Raw genomic sequence first — 20,545 nt, 5'->3', positions numbered from 1 at the left:
TCTAGTTGTCCAAAAGTACATCCCCTTATAGGATGTGAGCGCCCCTTTATGCTCACATCCTTTTTTTAGAGTTGAGGAGAAATGGTCGCCCTTTACCTTTTGTCCTTAACTCTAAGTAATGAGTGTAGCCGCGGCCATGTCTTAAGCCTTTTGAGCGATCTTCTCAAAAGGTGCGCAGCGAGTGGAGCCATTGCAAGCCATGATCAGCCATCAAAACAACACAAAGAAGAAAGTTAACGTACCGAAGTAAAGTCGCCCTTGACCTAACTAGATTCCTACTTCTCCCATTTTATCCACAACTACTACATGGAGTTTTCTCTAAACGCCCCATTTATCTTAAAATTTGTTTTATAATGAAAAAGAATGAAATGTTATAAAGAATAGTGAAACCGTTTAATCGGTAAGTACGTAGAAAGAAAGACATCACAATGAGAAGGGATGATACGATGACCATTAAGCAACTGCTCGTTGGCTTTGTTTCTTTAATAGCTGGGGCCATTCTTGTTTTATTTTTAGTAACGGGATGGTACATAGTTGACGAATCGGAACAGGCTGCACTTATTACGTTTGGTAAGGTTGAAGATACGATTACGGAACCGGGGTTAAAGTTTAAGATGCCGTGGCCTATACAAAGAGTAGAGATTCTTTCAAGGGGGACGTTTAACCTTCAAGTAGGTTACCACGAAGAAGATGGTGAGGTTGTTGAATTTACTCGAGAAGCTAAAATGATTACAGGGGATGAGAATATTCTCTTTGCAGATTTGGCTGTTCAATGGAGAATTACCGATCCAGAACAATATTTATATAGTACGGTTGACGCCCAGCAAGTGTTGTATAACGCGACATCTGCTGCATTACGTGGCGTGATTGGTAGTACGAGTATTGATGAGGTCTTAACGGATCAAAGACCAGAAGTAGAGGCTCAAGTTTTCGAGAATTTAGTTGAACTGTTAGAAATCTATCAAATTGGTGTTAGTATACAAGACGTAAAGCTACAAGACGTTGAGCTTCCAACTGATGAAGTGCGTCGTGCATTTACAGAAGTAACGGATGCACGTGAGCAGCGTTTGACGAAAATAAATGAAGCTACTAGATACCGTAATCAGCTGATAAATGAAGCTGAAGGGGAAAAGGATGCGATCATTTCTCGTGCGGAAGGAACTAAAGCAGAGCGTATCGAGCGGGCTCGTGGGGACGTTGCAAAGTTTGATGCTCTATATGCTGAGTACTTAGTGAATCAAGATGTGACTCGTCAACGTCTTGTTTTAGAGACTTTAGAGAATGTCCTACCAAACACTGAGATTTATATTATGGATAGCAATAATGATACAGTAAGCTACTTACCGATTAGGCCGCTTGAGCGTGGGCAAAACACAGCCGCTGAAGGAGGGAGTAACTAATGAGTGACGAAAATATTGTCGATATTAATGAACGTCGCCCGAGTGAGGAGTGGAGAAAGTTTGCTAAGCTTGGGGCAATGGCGATTATCTTATTAGTGATTTTAGCAACGATTATTAGTAATTTATTTATTGTAGAGCAAGGTGAATATAAAGTAGTTAGGCAGTTTGGGGAAGTTGTACGAATTGAGGATCAGCCTGGACTGAGCTATAAAATTCCTTTTATTCAATCTGTGACTACTCTACCAAAGTTTCAAATGGTCTATGATATTCCGCCAGCAGAAATCAATACTCGTGATAAGAAAAGAGTACTTGCCGACCATTATGCGATTTGGAGAATTGAAAGTCCTCAGCTGATGATCTCTAATACTGTTAACCAGGATCGTGCCGAAGCCATTTTAGGAGAGTTAATTTTTTCTGCGATTCGAGCTGAGTTAGGTCAGTTAGATTTTGATGAAATCATTAATGAGGAAAAGTCTTCAAGAGGTAGCTTTAATGAATTGGTTCGTGATCGTGTAAATGAAGCACTCGAACGAAACCAATATGGGATAATCTTAACGGATGTTCGAATGAAGCGTACGGATTTACCAGATGAAAATGAGCAAGCTGTATATAGTCGAATGATTTCAGAACGTCATGCTACAGCTCAAGAGTATTTGTCGCAAGGGGATGCTGAAGCAAACCGAATTCAATCTGCAACCGACCGGGAAGTAACGGAAATGATTGCCACTGCGACTGCAGATGCAAATGAGATTGAAGGGGAAGGGGAAGCAGAAGCAGCTCGTATCTACAATGAATCTTTCGGTCGTGATACAGAGTTCTATCAATTGTACCGTACGCTTGAATCTTATGAAAAAACGATTGGAGAAGAGACGGTTATTGTCCTTCCTGCGAATTCACCATATGCACGTATCTTAATGGGATACACAGATTAAAAAGGAGGAGGGCGAGTCAGTCGCCTTCCTTTTTCTTTATTGATTAAACAAATTGAAACAAATAATAAACATTACCTTAAATAATAAAAAAGGATTTTGGGGAGTCAGTTGTCACTTTTTCTCATTTTATCTTAGCTATGCTACAATAAACGTAAGATGATTTTGAAAAAGAGAGGAGCCTTTCTAGTGAAAAAGCTCGTATTAATAGATGGAAATAGTATTGCTTATCGTGCGTTCTTTGCCTTGCCTTTATTGAATAATGAAAAAGGCGTTTATACAAATGCTGTTTATGGATTCACGACGATGTTGCTTAAAATTATTGAAGAAGAAAAACCGACGCACATGCTAGTAGCTTTTGATGCTGGTAAAACCACGTTCCGCCATAAAACTTTTGAAGAATACAAAGGGGGACGTCAAAAAACGCCACCTGAATTATCCGAACAATTTCCGTTAGTTCGCGAACTTCTTGATGCCTTTAATATTTCTCGTTATGAAGCGGAAAACTATGAAGCGGATGATATTATCGGAACACTTGCGACAAATGCTGCCGAAAAAGAATTCGAAGTTAAAGTGTATTCTGGAGATAAAGACTTACTTCAACTCGTTTCAGATAAAGTGACCGTTGTGTTAACGAAAAAGGGAATAACGAATGTAGAAGCCTATGATAAAGCGTTAATCTCTGAGAAATATGGAATTACACCAAAGCAAATCATTGATATGAAAGGGCTAATGGGTGATAGCTCTGATAACATTCCTGGAGTTCCAGGAGTTGGTGAAAAGACAGCTCTGAAGCTTTTAAAAGAATTTGGCTCAGTCGAAAAAGTTCTTGATTCGATTGATCAAATATCTGGTAAGAAGATGAAAGAGAAGTTAGCAGAAAATCGCGAGCAAGCGCTCATGAGTAAAGAGCTTGCAACGATATTTTTAGAAGTACCATTTGAGACGGAATTAGATGATTTAAGCTTTGGTGACTATGACCAGAAAACCGTCGTTGACTTCATGAAAGAACTCGAATTTACTTCCTTAGTTACTAAGTTTGACACGGAAGGTGCCGAAGAGGTTGAGTTAGAGGAAATTACATATGAACGATTAGATAAGTTGGAGGACGAGCATCTAACTAAAGAAGCTGCATTAATTGTCGAAGTTCTAGGAGAGAATTATCATCAAACTCCGATTGAGGGATTTGCGATGGTAAACGAGAAAGGTCGCTTTTTTATTCCAACAGAACAGGCACTAGACTCTCCTGCTTTTGTTGATTGGTTGAAGGATGACTCAACTGAAATTTTCGTATTCGATGCGAAACAAGCCGTCGTTTCACTTGGTTGGCAAGGAATCTTACTAAATGGAGTTGTGTTTGATCTTCAAATGGCTTCTTACTTATTAGACCCATCATTGTCTTCTCACGAAATTAGTGATGTCGCCTCTCGTAAAGGACTTGGACAACTACAGGAAGATGAAGTGGTCTATGGAAAAGGAGCAAAACGAAGAATTCCTGAGGTAGACCAATTAGCTGAACATCTAGTTCGAAAAGCGGATGCTCTTTATCAATTGAAGCCTGTTCTTGAGAAAGAATTGAAAGAAAATGAGCAAGAAGAGTTGTATCGTGATCTGGAGATGCCGCTTTCACTTGTGCTTGGAAGAATGGAAACGACTGGTATCAAAGTTGATAAGGAACAACTCGAACAGATGGGGGAGGATTTAGAACTGAGGTTAAACGATCTCGAGAAGAAAATTCACGAATTAGCTGAAACGTCTTTTAACATTAATTCTCCTAAACAATTAGGTGAGATCTTATTTGAGAAATTAGGATTACCACCTGTGAAAAAAACGAAGACCGGCTATTCCACTTCAGCAGATGTGTTGGAGAAATTAGCAAAGGATCATGAAATAGTAGAACACATCCTTCACTACAGACAATTAGGGAAGTTAAATTCAACATATATAGAAGGTCTTTTAAAAGTGACAAAAGAGAACACTCATAAAATTCATACGAGATATAACCAAGCTTTAACTCAAACAGGACGTCTCAGTTCAACAGACCCGAACTTACAGAACATCCCGATTCGCTTAGAAGAAGGAAGAAGAATAAGGAAAGCCTTTATTCCATCTGAGAAAGGATGGAAGATGATTGCTGCTGATTATTCTCAAATTGAGCTACGTGTCCTTGCTCACATTGCCGAAGACGAGAAGTTGATCGAAGCGTTCCAATTGGATATGGACGTCCATACGAAAACAGCAATGGATGTGTTCCATGTAAGTGAAGAGGAAGTTACGTCTCATATGCGTAGAAGTGCTAAGGCGGTTAACTTCGGGATCGTGTATGGCATCAGTGATTTTGGTTTGTCCCAAAGTCTTGGAATCACAAGAAAAGAAGCAGGGCAATTTATTGAGCGATACTTTGAAAGTTATCCAAAGGTAAAAGAATATATGGATAACATCATTGAGGATGCTAGAGAGAAAGGCTTTGTGTCAACTTTGCTTCACCGTAGACGCTACTTACCAGAATTAACGAGTCGTAATTTTAATAAACGGAGTTTCGCGGAACGTACAGCGATGAATACACCTATTCAAGGAACGGCAGCCGATATTATAAAAAAAGCAATGGTTGAAATAGCAACCAAATTAGAAGAAGAACAAATGCAGAGTCGAATGCTCCTTCAAGTGCACGATGAATTGATTTTTGAGGTCCCAGAAGAGGAAGTAGAAAAAATGCTCAAATTGGTTCCTGAGGTTATGGAAAGAGCTGTCGAATTAAAGGTTCCATTAAAAGCTGATGTTTCATATGGAGAAACATGGTATGACGCCAAATAAGGAGAGATTGATTCATGCCAGAATTACCTGAGGTTGAAACCGTTAGTCGAACACTACGTGAACTAGTCATCGGTAAAACGATAGCCGGAGTCGATGTAAAATGGGCAAATATTATTAAAAAACCAGATGATGTAGAGCAATTTAAGCTCGAATTAATTGGACAAACGATACACGCAGTAAACCGGCGCGGGAAGTTCCTACTTTTTGTACTTGATGATATTACAATGGTCTCCCATTTAAGAATGGAAGGACGATACGGACTCTTTAAAAAAGCCGAGGAACTCACTCCTCATACTCATGTTATTTTTCAATTTACAGATGGAACCGAATTACGATATCAAGATGTACGTAAATTTGGGACGATGCATTTGTTTAAAAAAGGGACAGAAGAAGAGTCATTACCTCTTGTACAACTAGGCGTTGAACCATTCTCTGAGGCGTTTACGATTGAATTATTACGTGATTCCTTTCAAAAGACAACTAGAAGTATTAAAGTGGTCTTGTTGGATCAAAAGACCGTTGTTGGACTTGGAAACATATATGTAGATGAAGCTCTTTTTCGTTCAGGTATTCACCCCGAACGATTAGCTTCCTCGCTTTCAATGGAGGAGTATACTCGTTTACATGAAGCTATTGTTTCTACTCTGCAAGAAGCGGTCGACCTCGGAGGGAGCTCTGTAAAATCTTATGTGAATGGTCAAGGCGAGATGGGGATGTTTCAGCAGCAACTAAATGTTTACGGTCGAAAAGGGGAAGCGTGTAAACAATGTGGAGAAGAAATCTCAAAAACGGTTGTAGGTGGAAGAGGCACTCACTTCTGCGTGAATTGCCAAAAATAAAGTACATTGGATAGGCTCCTGCCATATACTATCGTATGTTTGAATGGAAGGGAGCTTATCAAGATGGTTGAGATTCTCTCCTTATTGGCCATTGCCCTTGCTGTTAGTCTGGATAGCTTTGGCGTTGGTTTAACATATGGACTTAGAAAAATGAGATTACCATGGAGATCGTTGTTATTTATCGCAGGTTGTTCAGCTAGTTCTATATTAATCGCGATGTTCTTTGGAACATTCATTCAAGCTTATTTGTCTCCAAGTGTTGCTGAATCTTTAGGTGGGATCATATTAATTTTAATTGGAGCTTGGGCCTTGTACCAGGTATTCCGTCCAGCTAAAAACGAAGTAAAAAATAAGGGAGACGAAATCATTTTAAATTTTGAAATCAAAGTATTAGGTGTCGTTATTCGAATTTTAAGAAAGCCGATGGTTGCAGATTTTGATAACTCAGGAACCATAACAGGACGTGAAGCTTTTTTACTAGGGGTCGCCTTATCCCTTGATGCGTTTGGGGCCGGTATCGGAGCCGCCTTAATTGGCTTTTCTCCAATCTGGATGGCAATCAGTGTCGCAACGATGAGCGCACTATGTGTCACACTTGGAATGAAAAGCGGCTACCGCTTCTCAGACTCCATCTGGATGAAAAAATTCTCCTTCATACCAGGCCTCCTCCTTATTATAATAGGCATTTTTAGTTTATAGAGGTTGTTCAAAAAGGTGGGTTTTTACCTTTTTGAACAACCTCTAAGCATGGAGCGGAACCGCTGCAGGGTTTTAAGCCATTAATGAGTGGGCTTCTCATTACTGGCGCGCAGCGAGAGAAGCCCATGCCAGTCATTTAAGAAAATTAAAAAGAACAAAAAGGTGGGTTTTTACCTTTTTGAACAACCTCTTTACATAGGAACAGGTCTTACTATATTGAACAACCATAGGAGGAGAAATCATGTTTATAGGTTTAACGGGCGGTATTGCTAGTGGTAAGTCAACTGTCAGTAAGATGATTATGGAAATGGGTATACCAGTTATAGACGCAGATCAGGTTGCCCGCGAAGTCGTAGAACCAGGTACGAAGGCCCTACAAGCTATTTGTCAACATTTTGGATCTTCCGTCATAAATGAAGATGGGACGTTAGCAAGAAAAAAGTTAGGATCCATTATTTTTGAGGATCGAAAAGAACGCCAAGTTTTAAATGAAATTGTTCATCCAGCTGTTAGAAATCGCATGGATGAATTAAAACAATATTATTTAGAGCAAGGTGAAACGACGATTGTGTATGATATTCCATTATTATTTGAAAGCAATTTATTTTATTTAGTAGATAAAGTAATACTCGTGTATGTTGATAGCAAAACTCAACTGCAAAGATTACTGGAACGAGACTCAGCGGGGATGGAAGACGCTAAACAGAGAATAGCTTCACAAATACCGTTAATCGATAAGCGCGAACGAGCAGATTTTGTGATTGATAACTCGTTTACGATGGAAGAGACGAAGAAACAGCTTCAGCGTATTTTTGATCAATTATTAACACAAAAGTGACTTAAACCAAGCTTAGATCTAGGCGAAAGGATGTCTAAATCAAATCTGGTTTAGGCACTTTTTTTATTTTTTATAAAATACAATGAAATTAATGTCATTAATAACTTAATGTGTTATACTAATTAATATCAAATCAAAATAAAGTATAGCTCATATTGTGGGAGGAGTCATTCTAATGAAGACAAAGGTTGCAATTAACGGGTTTGGCCGTATTGGTCGTATGGTGTTCAGAAAGGCAATGAAAGATGCAAATGTTGATATAGTAGCAATTAATGCAAGCTATCCTGCAGAAACATTAGCTCATTTAATAAAATATGATAGTATACATGGGAAATACGAATTAGAAGTTGTCGCGAAAAACAATGCTATTATGGTTGGTGGAAAAGAAATCCAACTTTTACAATCTAGGGATCCTAGAGAACTACCTTGGGCTGAACTTGGGATTGACATTGTCATTGAAGCAACAGGCAAATTTAAAACACAAGAAACAGCTGGCTATCATCTACAAGCGGGAGCGAAAAAAGTGGTGATTACGGCCCCTGGTAAAGATGAAGATATCACGGTTGTAATGGGTGTTAATGAAGACGATTACAAGAACGAAGAGCATCATATTATCTCAAATGCTTCTTGTACAACAAATTGTTTAGCTCCTGTAGCAAAAGTCATCGATGAGAACTTTGGAATTGAGAGTGGCATGATGACAACGATTCATGCTTATACAAACGACCAAAAAAATATTGATAATCCACATAAAGATCTCAGAAGAGCAAGAGCTTGTGGCGAATCAATCATTCCAACTTCAACGGGTGCAGCAAAGGCGCTTGCCAAAGTACTTCCACAACTAACAGGGAAATTAAATGGGATGGCTTTACGTGTTCCAACTCCAAATGTTTCACTTGTGGATCTAGTTGTGAATGTGAAGCAAGATGTGACAGTAGAGCAGGTAAATCGTGCATTAGCAAATGCTTCTGAAAATGAATTAAAAGGAATTTTAGGTTATACGAACGAACCGCTCGTATCGATTGATTTTAATGGAAGTGAGGATTCTTCTGTTATCGATAGTTTATCGACAATGGTGATGAATGACAGACAAGTGAAAGTACTGGCTTGGTATGATAATGAGTGGGGCTATTCATGTCGCGTGGTAGACCTCGTATGTTTTGTGGCTGAGAAATTAAAAGAACCAAGTAAAGTGTATTAGAACTATATTAAAGAAAATGGTATAGTGCCCATAAAGTTGAGAAACCTAAATGGTGTATTGGTGTTCATAAATCAGATATTTGATTGCAGATCAACTAGTATAGTTATAAATAGTCCTGATTTAACAGCTACAAAAAAAGTTACTTGTAACTGTTGCAATCAAATTATAAACCGAGTATACTGATTTTCGTGAACTTCAATTACAGCAAATCAGGAACTGTTTTTTTACAGACCGGGTTAGGACCTCTCTGGACTAACTTTCCCCCGTGTAATTTAACTTTCCTACATGCTTGAGAAGGCATGAATTTTTGTAAAGGGGGATTCAACTTATGGACACTATGGGTCGTCACGTAATTGCAGAACTTTGGGGATGTAACGTGGAGAAGTTGAATAATATGAGTTTTATTGAACAAGTATTTGTTGATGCAGCATTGAAATCCGGAGCTGAAGTAAGAGAGGTCGCATTTCACAAGTTTGCTCCACACGGAGTAAGTGGAGTTGTTATTATCTCAGAATCTCATTTAACAATTCACAGCTTTCCTGAACATGGTTATGCGAGTATTGATGTATATACTTGTGGTGATCTTGATCCTAATGTGGCAGCGAATCATATTACTGAAGCGTTAGGTGCTACATCAAGTGAAGTCATCGAGGTGCCTAGAGGAATGGGACCAGTTAAAATTGAGAAATCAAAAGTTCAAGCACTATAAGTGAGATAGAAGAGGTTGGCTCTGACAAATGTGTTTACCTTTTTTTCAATCGCGATAGAAACGAGACGTTTCGAGGCAATTGAAAAAGAGATTACGTACATTTTGGGTCAACCTCTTTTTGATTTAATACTTTTTTCTGTATTTTGCCCCTAAAAAAGGTGGATATGATATGATATACATAGTTAAATTTCGATAAGGAACGACAAAAAGGCCTTTTCTTGTCAGACCGTTCGTTTTTTAATATCATGGAAGATATGTAGCGGAAATTGGAGTTGATCAAATGCTATGTCCTGCTTGTCACCATAATGGAACTCGAGTACTTGATTCAAGACCCAGTCATGAAGGCCGTTCAATTCGAAGAAGAAGAGAATGCGAAGAATGCAGCCACAGATTCACTACTTTTGAGATGATCGAGGAAATTCCTTTGATTGTTGTGAAAAAGGATGGGACACGTCAAATTTTTAGTCAAGATAAAATTCTTCGAGGACTTATTCGTGCCTGTGAGAAGAGACCTGTATCATTAGAAACACTTGAAAAAATTGTGAACGGTGTGGAGCGTGAACTTCGAGGATTAGGGAAGAATGAAGTTATGAGTCATGATGTAGGTGAGCTTGTTATGGAACGACTTGCTGATATTGATGACGTCGCATATGTACGTTTTGCATCAGTTTATCGACAATTTAAAGATATTAATGTTTTTATAAAAGAACTAACAGATTTGATGAATAAGAGTTAAGGAATAAGAGAGCTTAAGCGAAAGTCGCTGCAAGCTCTTTTTCAGCTGAAAGTCAAAGTCGAGAGGAGGACTTAGAAATGACATGGCATTGGAAAGAATTACTACCCGTTGATCGGTTTACGGTTCGGACAGGTCAGTACGTGACAGAGATGGATCGTCTTACTTTAACCTTGTTATATCAACCCCTTATAGGAGCAGTCGCACACAGTCTGTATGTGACGTTTTTGTCGCAGTTAGAAAGAGATCAATACTGGAGTGATGAGCAAACACATCGGCAATTAATGTTGTTACTAGGTGCTCCACTCGAAGTGATTTTTGAAGAACGAAAGAAGCTCGAGGGAATTGGTCTACTTAAAACCTATAAACGGAAAGAAGAAGATGGAGAAACCACTTATTTATATGAGTTACAGCCACCGATGACTCCAAAGCAATTTTTTGAAAATGATGTATTGAGTGTTTATCTTTTCAATAGGCTTGGTAAAACCCATTATCGTCAGCTTCGTGAACGATTCACGTTAGATCAGGTAGCTCATGAAGAATTTACAGAATTAACTTATGCGTTTGATGAAGTGTTTGCTTCGTTGCATCATTCAGAAATGGTTTCGAATTTAAAATCAGAGACTGGAAATGCACTAAGGGGAGATCCGCAAAGAGAGTTGATTTCAACCGAAAAGGAAGAGCTCTCTTTTCAGTATCAAAATTTCGATTTTGAGCTCCTCGAAAAAAGCTTATCCTCTTTTATTGTACCTGAAGACGTTTTAACAAAGGATGTAAAGGCGTTAATCGGCAGACTTGCCTTCGTCTACCGAATCGAACCTTTAGAAATGACGTCGATCATCCAACAGACTCTTTTACATGATGACAAACTGAATGTAGTCGAGTTTAGAAAGAAAGTTCAGGAATGGTATAAGATTGAGCATGGAAATGAACCACCTGGTATAGGATTACAGCAGCACCCTGTCCAATATCAATTGATGCAGGGAAAAGAACCGGTTACCGAAGAAGAACGGACGATTAAATTTTACGAAACAACCCCACCACTAACGTTATTAGAAATTAGGTCAGATGGTGCGAAAGTGGCGGCAGCCGATGTAAAGATTGTCGAGTCGCTTATTCTTGATCATCAATTGTTACCGGGCGTAGCGAATGTTCTGCTGGATTTTATGCTTTGGAGCCAGGACATGAAATTATCTAAAGCCTTAATCGATAAAATAGCAGGACACTGGGCGAGAAAGAAAGTCCAGACGGTTAAAGAAGCGATGCAGCTTGCGATGCAGGAACAAAGAAAAACAAATGAGCAACAGGCTAAGAAATCAACGGCACCATACAGTAAGCAAACCACAAGACGTAAGCAACAGCCGAAACGAGATAAATTACCTAAATGGCTTTTAGCTGAGAAACAAAAAGAAAGTCAAGTAACGGAAGCGACCGAAAAAGTAGAAGTGAAGATGGATCAAGGCAAGCAAGAAGAGAAGAGCTTTGAACAGATGCTTGAAGAAAGAAGAAGGAACAAGGCACAGAAAGGAGAGGTGTAACATGGAATCCATTCAATCTGCATTGAAACAATGGAGTCAAGATAACAATAAATTTCAACAGAGGTTAAACGAGGCGAGAAATTCCTTGCTTGCGGATCCCATTGTAAAAAAAGCATTGGATCAAGTTTCGGTTACGGACGAGATGCTTGAGCAAGGCTTAATTAAGCTATATGAATTACAAAAGGAGCTTCATCATTGTCATGATTGTCCTGGCCTCTCCAATTGTCCGAACATGATGAGGGGGTATCAACCAGAATTAATGGTCACGCGAAAAGCATTAGACCTTAGGTATCATCCGTGTTCGTTAAAAACAAATGAAGAGAGTGCTCGTAAACAAAGACAATTAATCAAATCGTTATATGTACCAAAAGATATTCTTAAAGCTACTTTTGATCGACTAGATCGCGACCATGAGCGTGAAGAGGCTAGTCGGAAAGCTCTGGCATTTGCATTAGGAGCGAACCCTGGTGAGGATGGACAAGGCCTTTACTTTTACGGGAAATTTGGAGTCGGAAAGACACATTTAATGGGTGCAGTCGCAAATGAATTACGTGATAGAGGAATTGAAACGTATATCGTTTATACACCCGATTTCTTTAGAGAAATGAAGTCTTCTATCGGAGACGGGACATTTCAAGAAAAAATTGATATGGTCAAGAAAGCGCAAGTCCTGATTCTTGATGATATTGGAGCGGAAACGATTTCTGGTTGGATTCGAGATGATGTGCTAGGGGCTATTTTACAACATAGAATGCTAGAGAACCTTCCAACGTTATTTACATCTAATTATGATTATGATGAATTAGAAGATCATCTCTCCTATTCAGAACGAGGCGGTATTGAAGAATTAAAAGCAAAACGAATTATGGAACGGATCAAGCATTTCACCACATTTGTGAATGTTGAGGGTGCCAATCGACGTTCTAGATAAGTTGAACTTTCTTCCAATTGAAGGTTCTTCTCTTTGCTGAAAGAGGTAACTATGATAGGATGAGAGTATCATATTTTGATTATTGCGGAGGGTACTACATGAGCATTGATGCGATATTAGAACGTGCGCTGAATGGTGAACGCTTGCAAATGGAAGATGCGATTGCTCTTTATGAGAGTGACGAAGTGGAAAAAATGGGAGCAGCAGCCAATCAAATCATGAAAAAATGGCATCCAGAACCCATTACGACGTTTGTCATTGGACGTAATGTTAACTATACAAATTTTTGTGATACCTATTGTCGCTTTTGTGCATTCTACCGTGCGCCAGGACATAAAGAAGGATATGTATTAAGTGATGATATTATCTTTAAAAAGATAGAAGAAACACAGGCCGTTGATGGAACTGAAATTCTTATGCAAGGTGGGACTAACCCTGACTTGCCTCTTAGCTATTATACCGATTTATTAAAAGAGATTAAAAAACGCTTCCCTGACATTTGGATGCATTCTTTCTCTCCAGCTGAGGTTTGGAAAATAGCAGAAGTATCCGGTTTGTCAGTAGAAGAAGTGTTACGAGAACTACATGAAGCAGGTCTTGATAGCATGCCTGGTGGTGGGGCAGAAATCTTAACAGAAGAAACAAGGCTTCGTGTTAGCCGTTTGAAAATCACTTGGGAACAATGGATTGAGGCTATGAAGGCGAGTAAACGTGTGGGAATGCACGGCTCGGCTACGATGGTGATTGGTTTTGGCGAGTCTTATGAAGAGCGTGCGCTTCACATGCAACGAATTCGTGATGCTCAAGATGAAACACAATGTTTCACAGCATATATTTCATGGTTATTCCAACCTGAGAATACGGGTATGTACAAAACGGAAAAACTAACTCCACGTGATTACTTAAAAAACGTTGCGATCTCACGTCTCTTTATCGATAATATTGAAAACTTCCAATCTTCTTGGGTAACAATGGGACCAGAGGTTGGAAAACTATCACTTGAGTACGGATGTAATGATTTCGGAAGTACGATGATGGAAGAAAACGTTGTATCAGCTGCGGGCACAACCCATAAAGTGAATACAAATGAAATCCTTCGCCTAATTCGTGAGGCTGGTAAAATTCCAGCACAGCGTAACACAAAGTATAACATCCTTCGTGTGTTTGACGGAGAAGAAACAGCAGCTAAAGATTTTATTATGCAAAATTAATTTTTTTGGTAGAGTCTGGCCCCATGGATTTGGGAGCGAGGCTCTTTTTTTTGTACTGGATCGTTTGTGAGGAGTTGCTGGAAAGCAGGAGGAAGTTGCCGAAAAGTAGTCAGGAGTTGCTGTAAAAAGAATGAGAGGCGAAAAAGCTAGAGAAGAATTATGGTCAAGATAAGTAGCATGCTCAGATCGACCTACATAAAATCATTTTAGTTATCATTTTTTCAAAACCCGAACATAGGATGAAAGTAGAGCCTGTCTGAAAAGGGAAACAAGAAGATGTACCCACATGAGGTGTTCGTTATATGTAAGGGGGAGTAAGCGTTGATAGCAATCCATTTTGAACAAGAACAAGATTGCAAGCAGCTATTTCGTCAGCTGACAGCGTATATCCAAAAGTACGCTGCATACGGCTTAGGCGGAGCCGTTAAAGCAGAAGGGGATGACACGATTATTCTCAACTATGAACACAAGCATATTGATTTCTATGATTCGTTTCATCCGCTACTTGCATCTGTGTTAACCGATTATGTGATTAGTACGAAAGAAGATGAGTGGTTATTAGATATTATTGAAAACATGTTTTACTTCAAGGACAATGAAGAACAGGAGCAAATTTTAACGATTGCTCGCTCTATTTTAGAAGGCGATCGAAATGATTTGCCACAAATGAAGCCATTCTTTAATAGGAGAGCTTTTATTTACGACGCTTTTGCGAAGCATCTAGAAGAAGAAACGACTTTCTACTATGAACCTTTTCTCACTTTTCGATTGAGGGATTATGGTGAAATTCTAATTGATTGTGTAGAAATAGCCATCGATGAGTACATGCTAGAACAAGAATATCAAAATATGATTGAGGATTTCCGCCAATTTGTTCAATTTAAAAGATCGAAACTTGATCTCGTTTATCTGGTTCATGATGGTGGATTTACGTTTTATGATGAACATTTCCGTCGTATGACGAGAGAGGAACTTCTTTTTCATTTACAAGACGATTTAGTTTTTGAACAAGAGGTAGACATCGAGGACATGGTCATTAGTCCATTAGTAAGTATGGTCCCAAATCTTGTTCATGTTTTCACGGATGACCCTGATCATGGTGTCATTTTATCCATTCAAGCCATTTTTCAAGAAAGAATGAAGCTCTTTCCACTGAAGGCGTACGAACAAGATTGGAATTAACTTTTGGAAAAACTTGCTTTTCTATACAAGGCTCCCTATAATACTACATATCATAGTCAATATGAGAAAGAGTCTTGATGAGGACATGAGACGTTCAAATCGGTTTGCAGAGAGGGAAGTATTGCTGAGAGCTTCCTAACTAGAATGACGTTCTTACCACCTCTGAACTGCGTTAGGGAAACACATCTGTGGACTATCTAATGCCGGTATCAACCGTTACATTGTATCTTGAGGAGACTGCTTTGTTTTTTTAGTTGTCTCGAACAAGGGTGGAACCACGAACTACACTCGTCCCTTCTATTATGAAGGGATGGGTGTTTTTTATTTTATACTTTTGAAGGAGTGGACAAGTATGGCCGTTGTAAAAATTACGTTTCCAGATGGTGCAGTGAAGGAGTTTCCAAGTGGAACAACAACAGAAGATATTGCTGCATCCATTAGCCCGGGATTAAAGAAGAAGGCAATCGCTGGAAAATTTAATCATACATTGATTGATTTACGTACACCTATTACGGAAGATGGTGAAATTGCTATTGTGACGCCAGACTCAGATGAGGCTTTAGAAATTATGCGTCATAGTACGGCACACGTTATGGCACAAGCCGTTAAACGTTTGTTTGAAAATGTGAAGCTAGGTGTAGGTCCAGTCATTGAAGGTGGGTTCTATTATGATATTGATTCTGAGCAATCGATCACGGCAGAGGACTTACCTAAGATCGAGAAGGAAATGAAAAAAATCATCTCTGAAAACCTTGAATTGAATCGTATTGAAGTGACTCGAGAAGAAGCCATTGCGAAATATAAAGAAATGGGTGACGAATATAAACTCGAGCTTATTGAAGCAATTCCTGAGGGAGAAATGTTAACGATTTATGAGCAAGGTGAATTCTTCGATCTTTGCCGTGGTATTCACATCCCATCAACGAATAAAATTAAGGAATTCAAGTTACTTAGCCTAGCTGGTGCTTATTGGCGAGGCGATAGTAAAAATAAAATGCTGCAACGTATTTACGGAACAGCTTTCTTCAACAAAGAAGATTTAAAAGAGCATTTACGCTTGCTAGAGGAAGCAAAAGAGCGTGATCATCGTAAGTTAGGAAAAGAACTAGGTATTTTTGCACTATCGCAAAAAGTGGGACAAGGTCTACCGCTATGGTTACCTAAAGGTGCAACAGTTCGTCGTATTATCGAGCGCTATATTGTTGATAAAGAAGAAAGACTTGGCTATCAACACGTGTATACGCCTATTTTAGGAAGCTCAGAGCTTTATAAAACGTCTGGTCACTGGGAGCACTATAAGGATGATATGTTTCCGGTAATGGAGCGTGATAATGAAGAGTTCGTGCTTCGTCCGATGAACTGCCCTCACCACATGATGGTATATAAGCAAGAGATGAGAAGCTATCGCCAATTGCCTCTTCGTATTGCTGAGCTTGGTATGATGCATCGATATGAGATGTCTGGCGCCGTTTCAGGTCTTCAGCGTGTACGAGGAATGACATTAAATGATGCTCATATTTTCTGTCGTCCTGATCAAATTAAAGATGAATTTCTTCGTGTCGTTCACTTAATACGTGAAGTATACAAAGATTTTGGCATTGAGAACTTTAAATTCCGTTTATCTTATCGTGATCCTGAAGATAAAGAAAAATACTTTGATGACGATGCCATGTGGGAAAAGGCTCAAAGCATGTTAAAAGATGCGATGAATGAGCTTGGTGATATCGAGTATTTTGAAGCGGAAGGAGAAGCTGCGTTCTATGGTCCAAAGCTTGATGTACAAGTGAAAACAGCTCTTGGTAAAGAGGAAACCCTCTCAACGGTTCAATTGGATTTCCTATTACCTGAGCGTTTTGATTTAACGTACGTGGGTGAAGACGGACAGCAGCATCGCCCAGTTGTTGTCCACCGTGGTGTTGTATCAACAATGGAGCGTTTCGTTGCCTTCTTACTCGAAGAATACAAAGGGGCATTCCCAACTTGGTTAGCTCCAATCCAAACGCAAATCATACCTGTATCAAATGATGTCCATCTTGATTATGCGAAAAAAGTTCAAGAGAGCTTACAAGCGGTGGGTGTGCGAGTTGAAATTGATGAGCGTGATGAAAAGTTAGGATACAAAATCCGCGAAGCACAAATGCAAAAAATTCCATATATGCTTGTTCTAGGCGACAAAGAAATGGAAGCATCAGCAGTGAATATCCGTAAATATGGTGAACAAGACTCAGAATCCGTTTCGCTAGACCAATTTGTAGAACAAATGAAAACAGAAGCTAGAAAGTAGTAGTTAGAACAAAAAGGTCGAACTTTACCTTTTTGTTCTAACGAAGCAATGGGCGTAGCCGCTGCAAGGAATTAAGCCTCTCTGAGTGCATTTCTAAAGAGAGGCGCGCAGCGAGTGTAGCTATTGCAAGCACGTGGCCCAAGAGGCGATCATTTCAAAAAGATCAATTTCTACTAAAACGAACGAAATCTCTCCTTCGAGATTGTTGTAAATACTTTCTATTCAACTTTGTTGAAATAAGTCATTGCTTTCTAGCGAGTTAGACGTTAATATAATATAGGTCGGCCGCTAAGAAAAGTTTGACACCTCTTAATGGGTATGATATAGTCGTTTAGTAAACAATTAAACATGAGAAACAAAGCAAGCAGAAGCGCCCGCTTCTCACCTGGTGACGCATATAGCAGTTTACAGGTATAAAACGTTTCATTTCTGGATAAATGAGATAAGTGTGGGCGTATATATTGCGCCTACACTTTTTTTGTACTTAAATGAGGTGCATTCACGCTACTATGTAATTAGTAGCAATGCTTATAAAATTGCTTTGGTTCGTTAAAATCCTTTGGAGGTGGCTCATTATTAGTAAAGACATGTTGGTCAATGAAGGGATTCGTGCACGTGAAGTACGTCTTATTGGAGCAAATGGCGATCAAGTTGGTGTAAAGTCAAAACAAGAAGCTCTTGAGATGGCTCAAAATGTTAATCTTGATTTAGTTTGTGTTGCTCCGACTGCGAAACCACCTGTGTGTCGTATTATGGACTACGGAAAATTCCGTTATGAACAACAAAAGAAAGAAAAAGAAGCGCGTAAGAATCAAAAGATCATCAATGTAAAAGAGGTTCGCTTGAGCCCAACGATTGAAGATAATGATTTCAATACAAAGCTTCGTAACGCTCGTAAGTTTCTTGAAAAAGGAGATAAAGTGAAAGTGGCAATCCGTTTCCGTGGACGTGCTATCACTCATTCTCAAATCGGAAGAAAAGTATTAGAGCGTTTAGCAAAAGAATGTGAAGATGTTGCAGTGGTAGAATCAATGCCTAAGATGGAAGGGCGTAGCATGTTCCTAATGCTTGCTCCGAAAGCTGAAAAGTAACATTTCACCCTAGCTTGTAACAAGATTAAAGGAGGACCTGAGTTATGCCAAAAATGAAAACTCACCGTGGTGCTGCAAAGCGTTTCAAGAAGACTGGATCTGGAAAGCTGAAGCGCTCACACGCATTTACTAGTCACTTATTCGGTAACAAGTCACAAAAGCAAAAGCGTAAATTACGCAAAGCTGGAATGGTTTCTTCTGGCGATTTTAAGCGTATTCGCTCAATGTTAACGTACAAAAAATAATTGATCGTTTGATAGAAGGAGGGAACTTCGATGCCAAGAGTAAAAGGCGGTTATGTCGCTCGTCGTCGTCGTAAGAAAGTTCTAAAGTTAGCTAAAGGTTATTACGGTTCTAAACATACATTATTCAAATCTGCACAAGGTCAGGTAATGAAGTCATTACTTTATGCTTACCGTGATCGTCGCAACAAGAAACGTGATTTCCGTAAGCTATGGATTACACGTATCAACGCAGCTGCTCGTATGAATGGTCTTTCTTATAGCCGTTTCATGCACGGTTTAAAGCTTGCTGAGATCAATGTAAACCGTAAAATGCTTGCTGAACTTGCAATCACTGACGAAAAGTCATTTGCACAACTTGCTGACAAAGCAAAAGCAAGTCTTAACGCATAATGAAGAAAGCGCGGCATTCGTCGCGCTTTTTTTTATTATTTATCATTTCTATAGAAAAGAATAATGGGGGTGTCTAAAATGATTCTCACAGTCTATCTGGTAATCATTAATTTTATAGCTTATATCACCATGGGTTCAGATAAGACCCGAGCCAAAAAGCGACAAAGAAGGATACCTGAAAAAACGTTGTTTTTATTGGCACTTTTTGGAGGAAGCTTAGGGATTTATACAGGAATGAAGTCATTTCGGCATAAAACCAAGCATGCTAGTTTTACAATAGGGATCCCCATTATTCTTTTCGTTCAAATTGGAATACTCGTCTTCATCTTATAGTTTGTCTCAGCATAGATTAGAGAGAGAGGAGGCCAAAAGTATGGAGGAATTTATTGATCGCTCATTTCAGTTTATTGAACAAAGTGGCTGGCTGGCTCCGCTATTCTTCGTTTTACTCCATGTTTTCAGACAAATTCTTTTCATACCCGTCTTGGTTATTTGTCTTTTAGGTGGTTATTTATTCGGTACGTTGTATGGATCGATTTATTCCATGATTGGTCTTACATCAGTGAGTATAGTCTTTTACGGCCTCATTCATATTTTACCTAGTATGAGAGAAAAATTGACTAAGCTTAAGAAGCGTTTTCTGAAAGGAAAGCATCAACTAACCGTTCCGCAGATGATGATCATGAGATTAATGCCCTTTGTCCATTTTCATTTGATTTCGTTATATTTAATTGAGTCAACAAAAGATTTAAAAACATATTCGAAATATTCGTTCCTTGTCAGTATTCCCCCTGCGTTGGTTTACACAGCTTTTGGTGATATGATTCATGAATTGCCACTGGCAGGGACTCTTATATTTGCGTTATTCTTAGCCATTTTGTTTCTCTTTTTTCGAAAAAAACGAACAAATATTAGTTGGAATGATTTTTTTTCACTAAAAAGAAATGAACGTTGATACGATAAAACCCTCAGTCTGAGCGATAGACTGAGGGTTTTCTGTATTTAATAAAATAGGATCTCAACAAACCTACTGAAAAAAGGGAAACAGTATCTCCTATTAATGATAGATTCTTCTCACCGTTATTTTCGAAGGAGTTCTTTAATCGGGCTTTTCCATTCTATTTTAGCACTCGGGTACCGTAAACGAATATCATCAGCAATAAACTGAAAATCTTCCTTACTAAAGCCTGTTAATTGGTTGGTTTGTCTAGCCCATACATAGATGGAGATAATTTCAAATGATTGATCAGTGGTGCCTAAGTACTTTTCTCCTTCGAACATCACACCTTTATACGTAATCAAGAAGTTTTTGCGTACATCCTTATGATCATCAAAAAAGAAAAATTGTTTACGTTCGTGTGCTTGTTCTAGTTTTCTCCTTGGGTGAAACAAGTATTTAAAGGCTGAATAGGCTAGGACAATGAAAGCTACTAATAATAGCAATCTAAATAAAATAACCATTTAGGTGCCTCCTTATGAGGTTCTTCTTAGAGTGTTAACTTGATTTTGCC

General features: G+C 38.9%; 20 protein-coding genes and 2 other annotated features. Of the genes, 19 read left to right on the top strand and 1 reads right to left on the bottom strand.

Features of this window, described 5'->3' with window-relative positions:
* Positions 1-446: 446 nt before the first annotated feature.
* From hflK to PQ474_RS11965, 19 genes are all read left to right on the top strand, one after another.
* Positions 447-1,400: an FtsH protease activity modulator HflK gene (hflK, locus tag PQ474_RS12055; protein WP_273843458.1), complete on the top strand. Its 954-nt coding sequence runs from the start codon at positions 447-449 to the stop codon at positions 1,398-1,400.
* Entirely contained in the window at positions 1,400-2,332 is a 933-nt protein-coding gene (gene hflC / locus PQ474_RS12050) for a protease modulator HflC (RefSeq protein ID WP_273843456.1), read from the top strand. Before hflK ends, hflC begins: the two co-directional genes overlap by 1 nt.
* Positions 2,333-2,518: 186 nt before the next feature.
* Positions 2,519-5,143, top strand: a complete 2,625-nt coding sequence (gene polA / locus PQ474_RS12045; protein ID WP_273843454.1) for a DNA polymerase I — start codon at positions 2,519-2,521, stop codon at positions 5,141-5,143.
* A 14-nt stretch (positions 5,144-5,157) separates the two neighbouring features.
* Entirely contained in the window at positions 5,158-5,982 is an 825-nt protein-coding gene (mutM, locus tag PQ474_RS12040) for a DNA-formamidopyrimidine glycosylase (RefSeq protein WP_273843451.1), read from the top strand.
* A gap of 63 nt (positions 5,983-6,045) precedes the next feature.
* Entirely contained in the window at positions 6,046-6,681 is a 636-nt protein-coding gene (gene ytaF, locus PQ474_RS12035) for a sporulation membrane protein YtaF (RefSeq protein WP_273843449.1), read from the top strand.
* 241 nt (positions 6,682-6,922) lie between these two features.
* Positions 6,923-7,519, top strand: a complete 597-nt coding sequence (coaE, locus tag PQ474_RS12030; protein ID WP_273843448.1) for a dephospho-CoA kinase — start codon at positions 6,923-6,925, stop codon at positions 7,517-7,519.
* Positions 7,520-7,694: 175 nt separating this feature from the next.
* Positions 7,695-8,720, top strand: coding sequence for a glyceraldehyde-3-phosphate dehydrogenase (locus PQ474_RS12025; protein WP_273843446.1), 1,026 nt, complete (start codon positions 7,695-7,697; stop codon positions 8,718-8,720).
* A 328-nt stretch (positions 8,721-9,048) separates the two neighbouring features.
* Positions 9,049-9,429, top strand: coding sequence for an adenosylmethionine decarboxylase (gene speD, locus PQ474_RS12020; protein WP_273843443.1), 381 nt, complete (start codon positions 9,049-9,051; stop codon positions 9,427-9,429).
* Positions 9,430-9,709: 280 nt separating this feature from the next.
* Positions 9,710-10,165 (top strand): transcriptional regulator NrdR, encoded by a 456-nt coding sequence (gene nrdR / locus PQ474_RS12015; RefSeq protein ID WP_273843441.1) that lies wholly within the window; start codon positions 9,710-9,712, stop codon positions 10,163-10,165.
* A 77-nt stretch (positions 10,166-10,242) separates the two neighbouring features.
* Positions 10,243-11,700 (top strand): replication initiation and membrane attachment family protein, encoded by a 1,458-nt coding sequence (locus PQ474_RS12010; protein ID WP_273843439.1) that lies wholly within the window; start codon positions 10,243-10,245, stop codon positions 11,698-11,700.
* A gap of 1 nt (position 11,701) precedes the next feature.
* Positions 11,702-12,631 carry a primosomal protein DnaI gene (gene dnaI, locus PQ474_RS12005; protein WP_273843436.1) on the top strand — a complete coding sequence of 310 codons (930 nt, stop codon included), beginning with the start codon at positions 11,702-11,704 and terminating at the stop codon, positions 12,629-12,631.
* A gap of 98 nt (positions 12,632-12,729) precedes the next feature.
* Positions 12,730-13,842, top strand: a complete 1,113-nt coding sequence (mqnC, locus tag PQ474_RS12000; RefSeq protein ID WP_273843435.1) for a cyclic dehypoxanthinyl futalosine synthase — start codon at positions 12,730-12,732, stop codon at positions 13,840-13,842.
* Positions 13,843-14,163: 321 nt separating this feature from the next.
* Positions 14,164-15,024, top strand: coding sequence for a putative sporulation protein YtxC (gene ytxC, locus PQ474_RS11995; RefSeq protein ID WP_273843432.1), 861 nt, complete (start codon positions 14,164-14,166; stop codon positions 15,022-15,024).
* Positions 15,025-15,089: 65 nt separating this feature from the next.
* Positions 15,090-15,323: a binding site (T-box leader), on the top strand.
* Between the two features lie 53 nt (positions 15,324-15,376).
* The gene (gene thrS / locus PQ474_RS11990) at positions 15,377-17,308 is read left to right on the top strand and encodes a threonine--tRNA ligase (RefSeq protein ID WP_273843429.1); all 1,932 of its coding nucleotides are present in this window, start codon (positions 15,377-15,379) and stop codon (positions 17,306-17,308) included.
* Between the two features lie 356 nt (positions 17,309-17,664).
* Positions 17,665-17,793 (top strand) — a sequence feature (ribosomal protein L20 leader region).
* Between the two features lie 102 nt (positions 17,794-17,895).
* Positions 17,896-18,399 (top strand): translation initiation factor IF-3, encoded by a 504-nt coding sequence (infC, locus tag PQ474_RS11985; RefSeq protein WP_035662857.1) that lies wholly within the window; start codon positions 17,896-17,898, stop codon positions 18,397-18,399.
* A 44-nt stretch (positions 18,400-18,443) separates the two neighbouring features.
* Positions 18,444-18,644 (top strand): 50S ribosomal protein L35, encoded by a 201-nt coding sequence (gene rpmI / locus PQ474_RS11980; RefSeq protein ID WP_210595099.1) that lies wholly within the window; start codon positions 18,444-18,446, stop codon positions 18,642-18,644.
* A 30-nt stretch (positions 18,645-18,674) separates the two neighbouring features.
* Complete coding sequence (gene rplT / locus PQ474_RS11975) at positions 18,675-19,034, top strand: 50S ribosomal protein L20 (RefSeq protein ID WP_227936640.1); 360 nt, start codon at positions 18,675-18,677, stop codon at positions 19,032-19,034.
* 78 nt (positions 19,035-19,112) lie between these two features.
* Positions 19,113-19,367, top strand: coding sequence for a DUF1294 domain-containing protein (locus PQ474_RS11970; protein ID WP_273843408.1), 255 nt, complete (start codon positions 19,113-19,115; stop codon positions 19,365-19,367).
* A 40-nt stretch (positions 19,368-19,407) separates the two neighbouring features.
* A complete protein-coding gene (locus PQ474_RS11965; protein ID WP_273843406.1) occupies positions 19,408-19,989 on the top strand; it encodes a TVP38/TMEM64 family protein in 582 nt (193 codons plus the stop codon).
* A 125-nt stretch (positions 19,990-20,114) separates the two neighbouring features.
* On the opposite strand, the gene PQ474_RS11960 is transcribed toward PQ474_RS11965, so the two are convergent.
* Positions 20,115-20,495: a sigma-w pathway protein ysdB gene (locus tag PQ474_RS11960; RefSeq protein WP_273843404.1), complete on the bottom strand. Its 381-nt coding sequence runs from the start codon at positions 20,493-20,495 to the stop codon at positions 20,115-20,117.
* Between the last annotated feature and the right edge of the window lie 50 nt (positions 20,496-20,545).

It is taken from the genome of Halalkalibacter alkalisediminis (assembly GCF_028610705.1).
Taxonomy (GTDB): Bacteria; Bacillota; Bacilli; order Bacillales; family Bacillaceae_D; genus Halalkalibacter; species Halalkalibacter alkalisediminis.
The sequence above is the reverse complement of the archived record's forward strand: the minus strand, read 5'-3'. Positions and strand labels throughout refer to the sequence as shown.

Excerpts from the sequence above, each read along its gene's own strand:
- hflK (WP_273843458.1), top strand. The coding sequence starts at position 447 with ATGACCATTAAGCAACTGCTCGTTGGCTTTGTTTCTTTAATAGCTGGG.
- hflC (WP_273843456.1), top strand. The coding sequence starts at position 1,400 with ATGAGTGACGAAAATATTGTCGATATTAATGAACGTCGCCCGAGTGAG.
- mutM (WP_273843451.1), top strand. The coding sequence starts at position 5,158 with ATGCCAGAATTACCTGAGGTTGAAACCGTTAGTCGAACACTACGTGAA.
- ytaF (WP_273843449.1), top strand. The coding sequence starts at position 6,046 with ATGGTTGAGATTCTCTCCTTATTGGCCATTGCCCTTGCTGTTAGTCTG.
- coaE (WP_273843448.1), top strand. The coding sequence starts at position 6,923 with ATGTTTATAGGTTTAACGGGCGGTATTGCTAGTGGTAAGTCAACTGTC.
- PQ474_RS12025 (WP_273843446.1), top strand. The coding sequence starts at position 7,695 with ATGAAGACAAAGGTTGCAATTAACGGGTTTGGCCGTATTGGTCGTATG.
- speD (WP_273843443.1), top strand. The coding sequence starts at position 9,049 with ATGGACACTATGGGTCGTCACGTAATTGCAGAACTTTGGGGATGTAAC.
- nrdR (WP_273843441.1), top strand. The coding sequence starts at position 9,710 with ATGCTATGTCCTGCTTGTCACCATAATGGAACTCGAGTACTTGATTCA.
- PQ474_RS12010 (WP_273843439.1), top strand. The coding sequence starts at position 10,243 with ATGACATGGCATTGGAAAGAATTACTACCCGTTGATCGGTTTACGGTT.
- dnaI (WP_273843436.1), top strand. The coding sequence starts at position 11,702 with ATGGAATCCATTCAATCTGCATTGAAACAATGGAGTCAAGATAACAAT.
- mqnC (WP_273843435.1), top strand. The coding sequence starts at position 12,730 with ATGAGCATTGATGCGATATTAGAACGTGCGCTGAATGGTGAACGCTTG.
- thrS (WP_273843429.1), top strand. The coding sequence starts at position 15,377 with ATGGCCGTTGTAAAAATTACGTTTCCAGATGGTGCAGTGAAGGAGTTT.
- infC (WP_035662857.1), top strand. The coding sequence starts at position 17,896 with ATGTTGGTCAATGAAGGGATTCGTGCACGTGAAGTACGTCTTATTGGA.
- rpmI (WP_210595099.1), top strand. The coding sequence starts at position 18,444 with ATGCCAAAAATGAAAACTCACCGTGGTGCTGCAAAGCGTTTCAAGAAG.
- rplT (WP_227936640.1), top strand. The coding sequence starts at position 18,675 with ATGCCAAGAGTAAAAGGCGGTTATGTCGCTCGTCGTCGTCGTAAGAAA.
- PQ474_RS11970 (WP_273843408.1), top strand. The coding sequence starts at position 19,113 with ATGATTCTCACAGTCTATCTGGTAATCATTAATTTTATAGCTTATATC.
- PQ474_RS11965 (WP_273843406.1), top strand. The coding sequence starts at position 19,408 with ATGGAGGAATTTATTGATCGCTCATTTCAGTTTATTGAACAAAGTGGC.
- PQ474_RS11960 (WP_273843404.1), bottom strand. The coding sequence starts at position 20,495 with ATGGTTATTTTATTTAGATTGCTATTATTAGTAGCTTTCATTGTCCTA.